Here is a 15,274-nt window from a genome sequence, read left to right on the forward strand (position 1 = left end):
GGAGCCGACCCGATTCGACGGGCTTCCCGGCACCTGGTGGTACGACGGCGCAACCGGCCACCTTCGACCCGACGGCGGCGAGACATTCGCGGCCCGCGACTTCGACCTCGATGCGACAGGAGCCGGCGAGATCGTCGAACTCAACGGTGTGCACATCGAAGTCGCGCGCCGCGGCGACGGCTATCTGATCCGCGTGCATGACGAGAATGCGCCCCCCGTCCGCGATTTCCGAGGAGTGCCCACCTATGAGCCCGACCCGTCCTGGGCGCTGTCGGCCACCTTCGAGCCCTACTCGACACCCCGCCCGGTGACCGTGGGTGCCGTGGCCGAGGGGCTTGCGCACGTCTACGTCTCGCCCGGCGAGCTCGTCCTGACCCGCGACGGCGCCGACCATCGCCTCATCGCATTCAACGGCAAGGCCGGTGGCCTGACCGTGCTGTTCACCGACGGCACCTCCGGGGTAACCACGTACGCGGCCAACCGCAGCGTGGCCATCGAGGCCGACGACGAGGTGGTGCGACGTGGAGGCGAGGTCATCATCGACTTCAACCGGGCGACGAACCTGCCGTGCGCGTTCATCGACTTCGCGACCTGCCCCCTGCCGCCGGCCGGCAACACTCTGCCGTTCGACGTGACCGCCGGCGAGAAGATCCCCCACGAGCGCCGGTGACACCTGCACAGACAGCTCAGGGCCCAGACTTCTCAGCCGACTCCGTGGATCTTGTCTGCGTCGATGGTGAGGATGATGCGGGTTTGGTCGCGTCCTCCGAACCAGGGATACGGCGCTCCGAGGTATTTCTGCGACAACGCCTCGATGTGCTCGGCTCCCCCGTCGGTGGTCGACCCGATCACACGGCCCCGGATCTCGAAGTACCGCGCGGGGTTGTCGGGATCGGAGACGTTGATCGACACCCGCGGATCACGCTGAATGTTCTTCTCCTTCTGGAACCCCTGCACCGTGTTGACGAGAACGTGCTCGCCGTCCGTGTCGACCCACGTCTGGGTGAGCTGCGGCGACCCGTCGGGCATGATCGTCGCGACATGGCACGGTGTGGGTCGGCGCAGCAGGGCAACAAGATCATCGGGCAGCGTCATGGATTCCTCGCTTCGTCGCGGGGGCTGTCGTGTCAGCCACCTGTCGTCTCACCGATCCATCGTGTCACCGCTACGCCGACGCATAGGCGTCGGCGTACTCGGCACTCGGTGGCAGCGGCTGGATGACGTCGAGAAGGACACCGTCGGGTGCGGCGAGGATGAAATGCCGTTGCCCGAAGTCCTCGTCCCTGAGGCCCATGACGATCTCGATGTCCGGATCAGCCGCCAGGCTGCGGTGGACCGCGTCGATATCGTCGACCTCGAGGTTCACGATCACCCCTCGCGGGAGCGCTCCGTACCCCTCGGGGATCGTGGCGTGATCATGAGCCAGGACGGCCACCTCGAAGGCCCCCAATCTCAGACTGACGTACCAGTCGGACTCGAACGTCGTCTCGAACCCGAGGAGTTCGCGATAAAAGGATGCCGCGGCGCCGACGTCGCGCGACATGAGGACGGGATAGAAACTGGTGGCTGACAAGAGAACTCCCCTTTACGTACAGTGAGTATGTAACGAGATCAGAATACATACGCACCGCACGTAAAGGAAGAGACCATGCCCCGCGCCTCCGCGGCCGACGCCGCTCAGACCGCCCAGCGCGTTCTCGACTCGGCAACCGAACTGTTCTCGTCACGAGGTTTCGCCGACGTCTCACTTGACGATGTCGCCGGCGCCGCAGGCGTCACGCGCGGGGCGGTTTATCACCACTACCGGAACAAGGCCGGACTGTTCGGCGCTGTCGCCGCACGGCTGCAGGTGCGCGTCGCCGATGCGGTCGTACAAGCAGCACAGGCGGCCGGTGCAGACCCCGGCGACCAACTCCGCGTCGGATCACACGCATTCCTCGACGCGATCACGTCCGGCACCGCGGTACGAATCCTGCTCATCGACGCCCCGTCGGTGGTCGGCTGGCAGGAGTGGCGTCGGCTCGACGCCGAGAATTCCGCAGCACACCTGCGCGATGCCCTGCGTGCGGCCGGCGTCGACGAGGAGCTGCTCGACGCGACCACCGCACAACTGTCCGGCGCCATGAACGAAACCGCCCTCTGGATCGCCCAACACGCGAATACCGATGTGGCTCGCGCCCAAGCACATTCGGCTCTCAACCGGCTACTCGCCGCCTATCTCTCGTGACAGCGTCGCAGGTTCCCGATGGCTGGTGCGCCAGCACTCGGCCATGACTCCGGTGCGGTCACCGACGCGTCATCACCGACGCGTAGCCGCCATCGCCGGGGTAGACCCAGGCGCCGTCGAGCACCCGATCGTCGTCGCCGAAGGAGCCGCGGAAATACGCCGGACCGTTCCTGGCGCCGGCCCAGATCGTGAGCGTGTCCCCGTCGAGTTCGTACACGTAGTCGAAGGTGTTGCCCATCGAGTCGTAGAACCGTGACACGACATCGGACTGCACCGGCTCGCCGAACGGATGGAGGTTGCCGATGACCTCGACGCCGCTGATCTCCTGACCGAACTGCGTCAGCGCAACGTGCTGGAAACGAAAGAAGCGCCCCGGCATCCACTCGTAGCGGACGATGCCTTCGGCCCTCCTGTCACGGTCCACTCGCCGACCAGGCGGTTGAGCGCGGCGACAGCCTCGCTGGCAGTTGGGGCGCCGTCGAGACCGTAGGCATCGATCTGCTCGGCCGTAACGTCTGCAAGCGGGTTGTCGTTCATGGGTGTTCTCCTTCCGAGAGCGACCCGGCGGGTCGCGTTCACCTGATACCTCGGAGCCCAGAGGCGCGGAATGAACATCGGCGGCACGCACAGCAGTCCCGCGAAAGACATTCAGTCGGACACCAGGGATTGGCGGACGTCAAGAATCGGCGACGTCAAGAATCGGCGATGTCAAGAATCGGCGGTGGGCTCCGAGGTATCCGTGCAACGCACCTCGTCGACCACAGGAGACCACCATGACCTTGCATCACGCCGTCCCCGCAGCGACTCCCCGAGCGGGGTTCGCGGACCTGAGACCGCATGTGTCCGCAATGCTCGTCGCCGGGGCCGCCGCCGGCCCCCTCTTCTATCTGTCTGCCCTCGCGCAGATGGCCACGCGCGAAGGATTCGATCTCCGGATCCATCCCATCAGTCAGCTCTCGACAGGACAGTGGGGCTGGGTTCAGATGCTCACCTTCGTTCTCGCCGGGCTCGGGCTGCTCTGCCTGGCCGTCGGCCACCGCATCCTCGTGACCACGGGCATCGGCCGGGCCGCGCTTCCGCTGTTCATTGCTGTGGCGGGAGTGGGCTTCATCGCGGCGGGCATCTTCCCGCAGGACCCCTCGCACGGCTTCCCTGTGGGCACGCCTGATGGTCCCGCGGCCGAGACGACCTGGCACGCACTGGTGCACATCGTTGCGGCCATCGTCGGGTTCACCGCGATCGCCCTCGCCGCCGTGATCGCGTTCGTGCGATCGATCCGCGAACGCCGGTCGCTCTCCGCGGTGGGCAATGCCGTCGTGGCGCTGACATTGCTCCTTCCGGTCGTTCCCGAAGTCGCCGGCATCCAGGTCGCCGTTACCGGCCTCTTCGCCTTCGGATGGTGCAGCGCGACGGCGATCCGCTTGCTCCGCCGCGGTTCGAGCCGATCGTTAGCATGAAGACCTTGGTTCGAGGCAAGGAGATCACGACGATGAAGTTCCTCATCCTGGGCTATACCCCGAGCGAGAGTTGGGATGTGGCCACCTCGGATGCCCCCACGGACGACGCGCTGGAGGCGTTCGCCGCCTATCAGAAGTTCGAGGCCGAGCTCCGCGCGACAGGTGAGTTCGTGAGCACAGAGGGGCTCGGCCACCCGGCGATGTCCACGACGGTGCGCAGGAGTGGCAAGGGCATTGTCATCACCGACGGCCCGTTCGCGGAACTGAAAGAGGTGCTCGCGTCTTTCGCCGTCATCGACGTCTCCGGTCTGGAGCGTGCTCGGGACATCGTGGCCAGGATGGTCGATCTCCTGGGTGAACCGATGGAGATCCGCCCGATCATGGGTGACGATTTCGCGTGACGAATGGATCGACCGCGATCGAGGACCTGCTGCGCCGAGAGGCGCCGCAGGTCCTCGGTGCCCTGGTTCGACGGTTCGGTCATTTCGATCTCGCGGAGGAGGCCACGCAGGACGCTCTCGTCGCGGCGAGCCGGCAATGGGCTGCCGACTCGATCCCGGAGCACCCCCGCGGATGGCTCATCCGGGTTGCCTACCGCCGCATGGTCGATGGGCTGCGCGCCGAGTCGGCCGCTCGTCGGCGAGAAGACCAGTACGTCCTCGCCGAGACGCTGCCCGAGCGTTCTCCCGTATCCGACCAGGACGACAGCCTGAACCTGCTGATGCTCTGCTGTCACTCGTCACTGTCGTTCGGATCGCGCGTCGCGCTGACCCTCCGCGCCGTCGGCGGGCTCACAACCTCCGAGATCGCGCACGCGTATGGCGTCACCGAACAGACGATGGCGGTGCGCATCAGTCGCGCGAAACAACGGATACGCAAGAGCGGTGCGCGCTTCGAGGCCACCGCCGACAACGACGTGGAGGAGCGTATCTCCGCCGTCATGCGTGTTCTGTACCTCATCTTCAACGAGGGGTATACGGCCACGGCCGGTCGATCTCTCACTCGCACCGACCTGACCGCCGAGGCCATCCGCCTCACCCGACTCCTGCACGAACTGGTGCCGGAGCACGTGGAATCCACCGGGCTTCTCGCGCTCATGCTCTTGACCGATTCGCGCCGCGCGAGCCGGTCGACGCCGGATGGCGATCTCATTCCGCTCGCACAGCAGGACCGCAGCCGGTGGGATCATGCGATGATCGCGGAGGGGACCGAACTCGCCCGCTCGGCCTGGCGCGAGGGAAGCATCGGGGCCTACCGGCTACAAGCCGCGATCGCCGCGCTCCACGCCACCGCACCGACCCCCGCGCACACCGACTGGCAGCAGATCGCCGCCCTCTACCTCGCCCTCGAACACGTCGAGCCCGCGGGGCCCGTCATGCTCTCCCGCATCGTCGCCGTGGCCCACGCCTATGGCACCCGACCCGCGCTGGAACTGCTGGATCGACTCGATCAAGAGCACGGGCTCCTGCAGCATCCGCTCACTCGTCAGCGAGCGCACGCGATCCGGGCCCACCTCCTCGATACGGCAGGAGATGCGGCGGACGCCCGCACCGACTTCCTCGCGGCGGCCGAACTGACCCAGAACGAGACCGAGATCCGGTACCTGTCGCAACGGGCGCGGCGACGACCCTCGGACACGACGAAGCCCCGGTGAGATATCGATTCTCACCGGGGCCTTTGCGTCGGGCTGACAGGATTTGAACCTGCGACCACTTGACCCCCAGTCAAGTGCGCTACCAAACTGCGCCACAGCCCGTTGCCCTGATCCGAGAAGCTCTCGTCATCAAGGCGTAGATGAGACTAGCCGACGATCCACCCGAGGAGCCAATCGGCTGGTCAGGGCACTGATCAGGAAGCGGCAGAGCGATTCTTGTACCAGACCCAACCGCCGGTGACGATCAGTGCGCCGATCAACGACCCGATGATCCCGCTGGGGCGGAAGTTGATCCCGTCACCCGAGATCAAGCTGATCAGGAGTCCACCGACGAACGATCCGACCAGACCCGCGACGATCGCGAGACCCCAGTCGATGTTCCACATGTTCTTGCCGCCGATGAGCAGTTGGGCGAGAGCGCCGATGACCATTCCGAACACGATGATTGCCAAGATGAGCACGAAAGGAGTATGTCACAGGGCAATCCGGCGATCTCGGACCCGACTGGTCAGCGTTTGCGGCGATCCCTCTTGTCGCGCACCCGCACGTTGATCCGCACCGGCGAACCATCGAAATTGAACTGCTCGCGCAGTCTGCGCTCCAGGAAGCGGCGATAGCCGGCCTCGAGGAATCCGGTGGTGAACAACACGAATGTGGGTGGCCGTACCGCGGCCTGGGTGGCAAACATGACCCGAGGTTGGCGTCCGCCGCGCAGCGGCGGCGGGGTGGCCGCGATGACCTCCTTGAGCCAATTGTTCAGCGGCCCTGTCGAAATCCGCTTGTCCCACGAGTCGAGGGCGCCTTCGAGCGCAGGCACCAGCTTCTGCACGGCTCGGCCCGTCATCGCCGAGATGTTGACCCGCCGCGCCCACGGCACCCGGGCGAGTTCCCGGTCGATCTCCTTGTCGAGGGTGTACCGACGGTCCTCATCGACCAGATCCCACTTGTTGAACGCGATCACCAGCGCCCGACCGGAGTCGATGATCATCGACAGCACACGCAGGTCCTGCTCGGTGATGGGCTCGGAGGCATCGATCAACAGAATCGCCACCTCGGCGGCGTCGAGCGCCGACCGCGTCCGCAGCGAAGCGTAGTACTCGTGACCGCTGGCCGTGCGGACCTTGCGCCGCAGACCCGCGGTGTCGACGAATTGCCACATCTTGCCGTCGAGTTGGATCAGCTCGTCCACCGGATCAACGGTGGTGCCGGCAACATTGTCGACCACCGAGCGTTGCGACCCGGCGAGCTTGTTCAGCAGCGAACTCTTGCCGACGTTCGGTTTCCCGACGAGCGCGACCCGGCGTGGCCCGCCGAGCCGGACACCGGCGTCCTCCCGCGGCGTATGCGGCAACCGCTCGAGGATGACGTCGAGGACATCGCCGGCGCCCCGCCCGTGCGCCGCCGACACCGGGTGTGGCTCACCGAGTCCCAGCGACCACAGTGAGGCCGCCTCGGCCTCCTGTCGCTCGCTGTCGATCTTGTTGGCCACCAGGATGACCGGGGTCTTCGATCGGCGCAGCGTGCGGGCGACGGCCTCGTCTGTCGTGGTGGCCCCGACGGTCCCGTCGACGACGAGCACGATCACGTCGGCCGTACGCATCGCGAGTTCGGCCTGCGCCGCCACCGCTTGCTGAAGGCCCTTCGCATCCGGTTCCCAGCCGCCGGTGTCGACGACGGTGAACCGGCGGCCCGACCACGTCGCCGAATACGAGACGCGGTCACGAGTAACGCCGGGGATGTCCTCGACGACGGCCTCGCGGCGGCCGAGGATACGGTTCACGAGAGTTGACTTGCCGACGTTCGGGCGACCGACGATGGCCACCTCGGGGACCCGTTCGGCCTCACCGAACTCCTCGATGTCGTCGAAGTCGCCGAGATCCCACTCGGTTTCGTCGCTCCAGGTGCCGTCGCCCGGCAGGGCGAGCGCGTCGGCCGTGCCACCGGGGGCGTCGGATGTGTCGGTCACGAGGCAACTCCGATCCGTGCGCGGACCAGTTCGACCAACCGGTCGAGAACCTGGTCCAGGGTCATGTCGCTGGTGTCCACCAGCACCGCATCGTTGGCCTGCCGCAGCGGGGACACCGCACGGGTCGAGTCGAGATGATCGCGTCGGTTCACCGCGGCAAGGACCTCGACATGGTCGCTGGGCCGACCCGCGGCGAGGTTCTGGCGGTGCCGGCGTTCGGCCCGCGCCTCGGGTGATGCGGTGAGAAAGATCTTGATCGCGGCGTCGGGGAACACCACGGTGCCGATGTCTCGACCCTCGACCACCAGCAGCTCCGATTCGGCCTGGCGGCGTTGCAGCGCAACGAGTTTGGTTCGCACGGCCGGGACCGCCGACACCGCGGAGACGGCGGCGGTGACCGCATCGGAGCGGATCGGACCGCTGACGTCCTCACCGTCGAGGAACACCCGCGATGAGCCGTCTCCGTTCGGACGCAAGGCGATATCGGCGGCGTCGACGGTTGCGGCAACCGCATCCGCGTCGGCGGGATCCACCCCGGCCCGCTGCACCGCGAGGGTGGCCGCGCGATACATTGCGCCGGTGTCGAGATAGTGCGCGCCGACCTTGTGCGCCAACAACTTCGACACGCTCGACTTGCCGGTTCCGGCGGGGCCGTCGATCGCGATCACACCGCCGTTCACAGGCCGACCGCCTTGTACAGCGCACCGATCTCATCGCGCCCGAGTACCCGCAGACTTCCCGGACGCTGTTCGCCGAGGGCCACCGTGCCGATGTGGGTCCGCACCAGCGCCTGCACCGGGAAACCGACTTCCTCCATCAGCCGACGGACGATCCGATTTCTGCCCTCGTGCAACACGATTCGGACCTGGGACTCGCCCTGGTGCACACCGAGGATGGTGAAGCCGTCGACGGCGACCGGCCCGTCGTCGAGTTCGACCCCGTCACGCAGCGTGCGCACCAGCGACCGGGGCACCTCACCGCGCACCCAGGCCAGATAGGTCTTGGGCACCTCGTAGGACGGATGCATGAGGCGGTTGGCTAGTTCACCGTCGTTGGTGAGCAACAACAGACCTTCGGTGTCGGCATCGAGCCGGCCGACGTGGAAGAGTCGCTGACCCGACATGACCCGCTCGGCGACGATGTCGCCGACACAGGGGCGCCCCTGGTCGTCGGACATGGTGGACTGCCATCCCTTGGGCTTGTTCAGCGCGAGGTACTGACGTGTCTCGTCCATGATGACCCGGGCGCCGTCGACCCGGATGATCGCGGTGTCGGGATTGATCCGCAGACCCTGCTCGGTGACGATCTCGCCGTCGACCTCGACACGCCCGGCGGCGATGAGCTCCTCGGCGCCGCGCCGCGAGGCCACACCGGCCTGCGCGAGCACCTTTTGCAGGCGCACCCCGTCGGCGACATAGGTGGCACCCTGTTCCTCGACGTCGGGTGTGGGGCCCTGGTGGCGTGCGGGCCGGGCATTGTTGAGCCGGATCCGACCGGCCTTCACATCGGGTTGTGAACTTCCCTTGCGGTGCCGCTTCTTGGCGTGTGCCGGCTGCTGGGCACCCGCGGCGCCGGCGCCCTTGCCCGCAGGCTTGCCGCCGCGCTGACCGCTCGCGGCCTTGCCTGCCCGCGAACCGTCGCCGGTGGCCTTGCCGCGCGGTGTGGCGTTTCTGTCCGCCCTACCGTTCTTGTCGGTCTTGCTGTTCTTGTCTGTCCTGCGTCGTCCCGGTGTGCCGTCCCGGCCAGCGGTTGCCATATCTCAGTCCTGATTCTCGAGGTCGTCGTCGGCGACGCCGATCGGCGATGTGCCGTCGGGTGCCCCCTCTGAGTCTGACGCTTTACCCGCGAGTTTGGCGAATCGGGGATCGGAGTTGAGTTCCTCGTCGAGGTCGTCGATGAGGTCGACGTCGGGCAGCAGGGGTGCGAGATCGGGCAGTTCCTCCAGTGAGGCGAGGCCGAGTCGTTCGAGGAACAATTCGGTGGTGCCGTAAGTGGTGGCGGTGGTCTGCGGATCGGTTCCGACCTCGTTGATCAGTCCGCGCGCCACCAGGGTGCGGATGACACCGTCGACGTTGACGCCGCGGATCGCGCTGACCCGCGCCCGCGAGACGGGCTGCCGGTAGGCGATCACCGCCAGGGTTTCCAGCGCCGCCCGGGTCAGTTTCGAGCGCGCACCGTCGAGCAGCAGTCGCTCGACGTAGGGTGCGTAGTCGGCTCGGGTGTAGTACCGCCAGCCGTCCCCGGCGAAGCGCAGATCGATTCCGCTGTGCGCCGAGGTCAGCTCCGCCGACATCTCGTTGAGCATCTCCCGGACCCGCAGCGCCTCGACGCCGATCGCGTTCGCCAGTTCGTCGGAGGTCACCGGTGTGTCGACGACGAGCAGCAGGGCCTCCAGTGCGGAGCGAAGTTCCGCGTCGTCGACGGTCTCGTCGGTGGCGACGTCGAGGGCGCCCTGCCCGGGCTCGGAGGTGCCCTCGGGTGTGTGGCCCCCGTGTCCCTGGTCCTCGAGTTCCTGGTCCCTGTGTCCCTGGTCGTCGACTGCCCGCTCGGGAGATGGTGCGTCGTGCGGCTCGGTCATCCGTAGTCCTCTGCCTTGTCGAAACTCAGATCGTCGAGTTCTCGCTCCCCCGACCACAGCACCCGCAGGTCACCGAGCGCCTCGGGTTGGGAGAACGTGATCGCGCGTTCCCGGAACAGTTCGAGCAACGCCAGGAAACTGCCGACCACCTCCAGCGCGTTGGCGCAGCCGGCAACGAGCTGACCGAAGGTCAGCCCGTCGCCGGGTGCACTGTCGGCGAGCAGTCCCGCCATCCGTTGCGCCTGTGCCGGGACCGACACCTGGTGTGAGTCGTGCAGGTGGTCGAGCCCCACGGTCGGAATCGGCCGCGGTCGCAACGCCGCCGCGGCGACCTCGGCGAACCCTCCGGGCGTGACACCCAACGTCACCTCGGGCAGCAGATCGGCGTACCGCTCCTCCAGCGATACCGCACGCGGATACCGTTGCAGTGCAGCGGCTTCCAACTCACCGAACAGTGCCGCCACCTGCTTGTACGCACGGTATTGCAGGAGCCGGGCGAACAAGAGGTCGCGTGCCTCGAGCAGCGCGAGGTCCTCGGGATCGTCGACCTCCCCGGACGGCAACAGCCGGGCGGCCTTGAGATCGAGCAGCGTCGCGGCCACCACGAGGAATTCGGTGGTCTGCTCCAACCCCAACTCCGGGCCCATCTCCCGGGTGTAGGCGATGAAGTCGTCGGTCACCTCGTGCAGCGCCACCTCGGTCACGTCGAGGCGATGCTGACTGATCAGGTTGAGCAGCAGGTCGAAGGGGCCTTCGAAGTTCGCCAAACGTACGCGAAAACCACCGTCCGGCTCAGCCGGTGCCGAGTCGGGAGCAGCATCTGCCCCGCCGACGTCGCTCGGTTCGCTCATGCCTGCTTGACGTTGCGTGCGATGACCTCTCGAGCCAGAGCCCGATAAGCCTGTGCTCCAGCAGACTTCGGCGCCCACGAGGTGATCGGTTCGCCGGCCACACTGGTTTCCGGGAAGCGGACGGTGCGCGCGATGACGGTGTCGTACACCTTGTCGCCGAACACCTCGACGACCCGCGCCATCACCTCTCGGGAATGCAGGGTGCGCGCATCGAACATGGTCACCAGGATTCCGCCGACGTCGAGACGCATGTTGAGGCGGTCGTGGACCTTCTCGATGGTGTCGGTGAGCAACGCCAGTCCACGCAGGCTGAAGTACTCGCACTCCATCGGGATCAGCACCGTGTCGGCGCAGGCCAGGGCGTTGACGGTGAGCAGACCCAGCGACGGCTGACAGTCGATGAGCACGACGTCGTAACGATCGAGGACCGGATGCAGCGCACGGGCCAGAGCCTGTTCGCGGCCGACCTCGGTGACCAGCTGGATCTCGGCGGCCGAGAGGTCGATGTTGCTGGGCAACAGGTCCAGCCCGTCGACCCGGGTACGCATCAACACCTCGTCGGTGGGCGCGTGCGGCGGCACGAGCAGGTTGTAGACGGTCTCGTCGAGTTCGTGATGCGGCACACCCAATCCCGCGGACAGCGCACCCTGCGGGTCGAGGTCGACCAGCAGCACGCGGCGGCCGTACTCGGCGAGGGCCGCACCCAGATTGATCGTGGAGGTGGTCTTGCCGACCCCGCCCTTCTGGTTACAGACCGCGATGACCGTCGCCGGTCCGTGCCGATCGAGCTGGGTCGGTTCGGGAACGGGACGGTAGGGACGACCGGTGGGACCGATCTGATCGTCGGCCTGGACCCGTGCGGTGCGGTGATCGGTCTCGTCGATGTCCGCGCCGCTGGGAACCTCGAGACGGTACTGGTCGTCGAAGTGGGCGCTGGGTCGCCGGGTGCTCGAGATACTCACCGCTGCGCAGCCCCCTTTCTGTCGTCTCGGCCCGGCCGTTTCGGCCCGGACCTCCACCAAAGCCTAGTGGGTCGCGCCGACGATCCCGTGGAGCATCGCCGCAACCATGAGCGTTCGTCGCCGACCGCGTCACCGCGCCCGTGGGTGCGCGGTCGCGTACACCTCGCGCATCGTGTTCACCGTCACCAGCGTGTAGACCTGTGTCGTCGTCACCGACGCATGCCCCAACAGTTCCTGGACCACGCGAACATCGGCTCCGCCGTCGAGGAGATGGGTGGCGAAACTGTGCCGCAGGGTGTGCGGCGACACCGCGCCCTCGAGTCCGGCACGTTCGGCCGCCGCCGCCAACACCTGCCAGGCACCCTGTCGGGTGAGCCGGCCCCCGCGGGCGTTGAGGAACAGTGCCGCGGTCGATCTACGCACGAGCGTCGGGCGTCCGCGTACCAGGTATGCCTCGAGAGCATCGACGGCCGGCCCGCCGACGGGCACCACCCGCTCCTTGCCGCCCTTGCCGCGTAACCGCACCGCCCGGGTGTCGGTGTCGATGTCGTCGAGATCGAGCCCGGTGGCCTCGGAGATGCGTGCGCCGCAACTATAGAGGAGCTCCAGGAGTGCTCGATCACGGAGCGCGCGTGCGTGATCGGGGGCTCCGGAGGCGTCCAGGATGCGTTCGACGTCGCTCACCGACAACGCCTTGGGTAGCCGGCGAGCCGGGCTCGGCGGGCGAACCGCGTGGGCGACGTCGTCGGCGACCAGCCCCTCCGCCGCGGCGAACTTGTGAAAACCTCTGGTGGCCACCAGGGTTCGCGCCACCGAACTCTCCGCGAGCGGCCGTTCCCCGGATTCGGGGGCACCCCTGCGCAACGCGACGAGGAACTCACGGACATCGGCTTCGGCCACGTCGGCGAGATCGTCGATCTTCCGTGCACGCAGGTACTGCCGATAGCGTCCGAGGTCGCGACCATAGGAGCTCAGTGTGTTCGCCGCAACGCCACGTTCGACGGTCAGATGATCGAGATAGCGGGTGATCGCCACGTCGATGCCCACCTGCTCGGTCATGCCGACTCCTCGCTTCCGATCCGCACTCCCCGACTCCCGGCGTGGCCGCCGGTCGGCGCCTACCGGCGCGCGCCGCGCTCCCGTCGGGCGCGGAAAGCACTCGGCTCGTCGCGCCAGGGTGCCTCCACCGGCCGCAACGTGACCTCACCCCGATCGGCCGCCGCGACGGCCAGGATGCCCGCGACGCTGGTCGCATTCACGATGTCACCGTCGAACACCTGGCGGACCGCATCATCGGTGGCGATCCACTCGATCGACATGTCGGCTTCCTCATCGCTGCGCTCGGCCGCGGTGAGCGCGTGCAACCCCTCGGCGAGGTAGAGGCGTAGCGCCTCGTCGGTGAAACCCGGCGACAGATCCAGATCGACCAGCACCTGCCACCGATCGGCAGCGAGGTCGGTTTCCTCGGCCAGTTCGCGTCGGGCGGCGTCCACCGCCGTTTCCGTCGCGTCCTGATCGAGGAGCCCGGCAGGCAATTCGAGCAGGCGGTGTCCGATCGGATGCCGGTATTGGCGGACCATCGCGATCCGACGCTGCTCGTCACGCGCCACGACGGCCACGGCCCCGAAATGCTCGACGACCTCACGCTCGGCGGTTCGGCCACCGGGCATGACGACCTCGTCGACCCGCAACGCGAGGATCGCTCCGTCGTACACCAGGCGTGAACCACGAACCCCGAAGTCGTGGGTTCCGGCGCCGTCGGAAGCGGTGTCGCTCAAGCGCGATCGCCTCCGGCGTCGACTGCCCCGGCGGTCGCGACCTCGGACACGTCATTCTCGGCATGCGGCGCGTCGTAGTCACCGAGGTCCACCGGAAGCCGTTCGGCCGCTTTGTATTTCAGAGCCGCGTCGATGAACGCGCGGAACAGCGGGTGCGGGCGCGTCGGCCGGCTCTTCAGCTCCGGGTGGGCCTGGGTGGCCACCAGGAACGGGTGCACCTCGGGCGGGTACTCGACGAATTCGACGAGATGCCCGTCGGGCGAGGTCCCGGAGAACACCAGCCCGGACTCGGCGATGGTGTCGCGGTAGGTGTTGTTCACCTCGTAGCGGTGACGGTGACGTTCGGAGACCTCGGTGGTGCCGTAGGCCTTGGCGACCACCGAACCCTCTTTCAGAGTTGCCGGATAGGCACCCAGACGCATCGTTCCGCCCAGATCCGCCTCGCCGGCGACCGCATCGTGCTGGTCGGCCATCGTCGAGATCACCGGATGTGGTGTGTCCGGGTCGAATTCGTCGGAACTGGCATGGTCGAGTCCCACCGAGCGCGCCGCCTCGATGACGATGCACTGCAAGCCCAGGCACAGCCCGAGGAGTGGGATACCGCGACGGCGGGCATAGCTGATCGCGCCGACCTTGCCCTCGATGCCGCGGATCCCGAAGCCTCCCGGGATGAGGACGCCGTCGACGTCGGAGAGCGCGGCCTGCGCACCCTGCGATGTGGCGCACTCGTCCGACGGCACCCACTTGATCTCGGTGCGCGCACGCCACGCGAAACCGCCGGCCCGGATCGCCTCGGTCACCGACAGGTAGGCGTCGGGGAGGTCGACGTACTTGCCCACCAACGCGATTCGCACGGTCTCCCGGGGCTCGTGCACCCGGTTGAGCAGCTCACCCCATTCGGTCCAGTCCACGTCGCGGAAGGGCAGACCGAGTTTGCGGACCACGTAGGCGTCGAGTTGCTCGCTGTGCAGCACCTTGGGGATGTCGTAGATCGACGGCGCGTCGGGTGTGGAGATGACGCCTTCGATGTCGACGTCGCACATGAGCGCGATCTTCTTCTTGAGACCTTCGGGGACGTCGCGGTCGCACCGCAGGATGAGCGCATCGGGCTGGATGCCGACGTTGCGCAGCGCGGCCACCGAGTGCTGGGTGGGTTTGGTCTTGAGCTCACCCGACGGCGCGAGGTAGGGCACCAGCGACACGTGCAGGAAGAACACGTTGTCGCGCCCCACGTCGTGGCGGATCTGGCGGGCGGCCTCGATGAACGGCAACGACTCGATGTCACCGACGGTGCCACCGATCTCGGTGATCACCACATCGGGTGCCTCGCCGTCGTCGCCGGGCTCACGCATCGCGAGGACCCGCGACTTGAGTTCGTCGGTGATGTGCGGGATCACCTGCACCGTCTCGCCGAGGTACTCGCCGCGTCGTTCCTTGGCGATGACGCTCGAATACACCTGTCCGGTGGTCACATTCGCCGACTGCGACAGGTTGCGGTCGAGGAAGCGCTCGTAATGCCCGACGTCGAGATCGGTTTCCGCGCCGTCCTCGGTGACGAAGACCTCACCGTGCTGGAACGGATTCATCGTTCCCGGATCAACGTTGAGATACGGGTCGAGCTTCTGCATGGTGACCCGCAGACCGCGGGCCGTGAGGAGCTGACCGAGACTCGAGGCGGTCAAGCCCTTACCCAGGGACGAGGCGACTCCGCCCGTCACGAAAATATGTTTGGTGCCCGTATGAACGCGCAGTGGTCGCAAAACCGTTTCTCCCGTCGGCCGGATCAGGTCATGAAAGCCTG

At 67.1% G+C, this 15,274-nt stretch carries 19 protein-coding genes and 1 tRNA gene; 5 read left to right on the forward strand and 15 right to left on the reverse strand.

The genetic code is table 11. From position 1 onward, the window contains the following. A partial coding sequence (locus B1964_RS11865; RefSeq protein WP_079929877.1) for a DUF1684 domain-containing protein occupies positions 1-670 on the forward strand: 670 nt, incomplete at its 5' end. Between the two features lie 32 nt (positions 671-702). Here B1964_RS11865 and B1964_RS11870 read toward each other — a convergent pair. Beyond that, positions 703-1,095: a PPOX class F420-dependent oxidoreductase gene (locus tag B1964_RS11870; protein WP_079929878.1), complete on the reverse strand. Its 393-nt coding sequence runs from the start codon at positions 1,093-1,095 to the stop codon at positions 703-705. Positions 1,096-1,165: 70 nt separating this feature from the next. Further along, positions 1,166-1,573: a VOC family protein gene (locus tag B1964_RS11875; protein ID WP_172398820.1), complete on the reverse strand. Its 408-nt coding sequence runs from the start codon at positions 1,571-1,573 to the stop codon at positions 1,166-1,168. 75 nt (positions 1,574-1,648) lie between these two features. On the opposite strand from B1964_RS11875, the gene B1964_RS11880 reads away from it, so the two are divergent. Then, positions 1,649-2,227 carry a TetR/AcrR family transcriptional regulator gene (locus B1964_RS11880; protein ID WP_079929879.1) on the forward strand — a complete coding sequence of 193 codons (579 nt, stop codon included), beginning with the start codon at positions 1,649-1,651 and terminating at the stop codon, positions 2,225-2,227. 58 nt (positions 2,228-2,285) lie between these two features. Here the strand turns inward: B1964_RS11880 and B1964_RS11885 are convergent, their stop codons facing one another. Next, a complete protein-coding gene (locus B1964_RS11885) occupies positions 2,286-2,606 on the reverse strand; it encodes a hypothetical protein (protein ID WP_253193967.1) in 321 nt (106 codons plus the stop codon). Further along, entirely contained in the window at positions 2,567-2,764 is a 198-nt protein-coding gene (locus tag B1964_RS30995; protein WP_253193968.1) for a hypothetical protein, read from the reverse strand. The genes B1964_RS11885 and B1964_RS30995 overlap by 40 nt, the downstream gene beginning before the upstream one ends. 236 nt (positions 2,765-3,000) lie before the next feature. Between B1964_RS30995 and B1964_RS11890 the strand changes: the two genes are divergently transcribed. From B1964_RS11890 to B1964_RS11900, 3 genes are read left to right on the forward strand one after another with little or no spacing between them, the layout of a single operon-like run. Beyond that, positions 3,001-3,684, forward strand: a complete 684-nt coding sequence (locus B1964_RS11890; protein ID WP_079929880.1) for a DUF998 domain-containing protein — start codon at positions 3,001-3,003, stop codon at positions 3,682-3,684. Next, entirely contained in the window at positions 3,627-4,085 is a 459-nt protein-coding gene (locus B1964_RS11895) for a YciI family protein (RefSeq protein ID WP_196813416.1), read from the forward strand. Before B1964_RS11890 ends, B1964_RS11895 begins: the two co-directional genes overlap by 58 nt. Next, positions 4,082-5,338 carry a sigma-70 family RNA polymerase sigma factor gene (locus tag B1964_RS11900; protein ID WP_079929881.1) on the forward strand — a complete coding sequence of 419 codons (1,257 nt, stop codon included), beginning with the start codon at positions 4,082-4,084 and terminating at the stop codon, positions 5,336-5,338. The genes B1964_RS11895 and B1964_RS11900 overlap by 4 nt, the downstream gene beginning before the upstream one ends. A gap of 28 nt (positions 5,339-5,366) precedes the next feature. On the opposite strand, the gene B1964_RS11905 is transcribed toward B1964_RS11900, so the two are convergent. The 11 genes from B1964_RS11905 to B1964_RS11955 form a co-directional block, all read right to left on the reverse strand. After that, positions 5,367-5,440: transfer RNA gene (locus B1964_RS11905), tRNA-Pro, on the reverse strand. Between the two features lie 92 nt (positions 5,441-5,532). After that, on the reverse strand, positions 5,533-5,799 hold the full coding sequence (locus B1964_RS11910; RefSeq protein WP_079929882.1) for a GlsB/YeaQ/YmgE family stress response membrane protein: 267 nt from the start codon (positions 5,797-5,799) through the stop codon (positions 5,533-5,535). A 47-nt stretch (positions 5,800-5,846) separates the two neighbouring features. After that, complete coding sequence (der, locus tag B1964_RS11915; protein ID WP_079929883.1) at positions 5,847-7,304, reverse strand: ribosome biogenesis GTPase Der; 1,458 nt, start codon at positions 7,302-7,304, stop codon at positions 5,847-5,849. Further along, positions 7,301-7,984, reverse strand: a complete 684-nt coding sequence (gene cmk, locus B1964_RS11920; protein ID WP_079929884.1) for a (d)CMP kinase — start codon at positions 7,982-7,984, stop codon at positions 7,301-7,303. Before cmk ends, der begins: the two co-directional genes overlap by 4 nt. After that, the gene (locus B1964_RS11925) at positions 7,981-9,060 is read right to left on the reverse strand and encodes a pseudouridine synthase (protein ID WP_079929885.1); all 1,080 of its coding nucleotides are present in this window, start codon (positions 9,058-9,060) and stop codon (positions 7,981-7,983) included. The genes cmk and B1964_RS11925 overlap by 4 nt, the downstream gene beginning before the upstream one ends. 3 nt (positions 9,061-9,063) lie before the next feature. Beyond that, positions 9,064-9,882 (reverse strand): SMC-Scp complex subunit ScpB, encoded by an 819-nt coding sequence (gene scpB / locus B1964_RS11930; RefSeq protein ID WP_079929886.1) that lies wholly within the window; start codon positions 9,880-9,882, stop codon positions 9,064-9,066. After that, positions 9,879-10,733 (reverse strand): ScpA family protein, encoded by an 855-nt coding sequence (locus B1964_RS11935; protein ID WP_079929887.1) that lies wholly within the window; start codon positions 10,731-10,733, stop codon positions 9,879-9,881. The genes scpB and B1964_RS11935 overlap by 4 nt, the downstream gene beginning before the upstream one ends. Next, complete coding sequence (locus tag B1964_RS11940; RefSeq protein ID WP_079929888.1) at positions 10,730-11,695, reverse strand: ParA family protein; 966 nt, start codon at positions 11,693-11,695, stop codon at positions 10,730-10,732. Before B1964_RS11940 ends, B1964_RS11935 begins: the two co-directional genes overlap by 4 nt. Positions 11,696-11,824: 129 nt before the next feature. After that, positions 11,825-12,754, reverse strand: a complete 930-nt coding sequence (xerD, locus tag B1964_RS11945) for a site-specific tyrosine recombinase XerD (RefSeq protein WP_079929889.1) — start codon at positions 12,752-12,754, stop codon at positions 11,825-11,827. A gap of 59 nt (positions 12,755-12,813) precedes the next feature. Then, the gene (locus tag B1964_RS11950) at positions 12,814-13,473 is read right to left on the reverse strand and encodes an NUDIX hydrolase (RefSeq protein ID WP_079929890.1); all 660 of its coding nucleotides are present in this window, start codon (positions 13,471-13,473) and stop codon (positions 12,814-12,816) included. Continuing rightward, positions 13,470-15,233 carry a CTP synthase gene (locus tag B1964_RS11955; RefSeq protein WP_172398821.1) on the reverse strand — a complete coding sequence of 588 codons (1,764 nt, stop codon included), beginning with the start codon at positions 15,231-15,233 and terminating at the stop codon, positions 13,470-13,472. Before B1964_RS11955 ends, B1964_RS11950 begins: the two co-directional genes overlap by 4 nt. Between the last annotated feature and the right edge of the window lie 41 nt (positions 15,234-15,274).

It is taken from the genome of Gordonia sp. i37, from assembly GCF_002043085.1.
GTDB lineage: Bacteria > Actinomycetota > Actinomycetes > Mycobacteriales > Mycobacteriaceae > Gordonia > Gordonia polyisoprenivorans.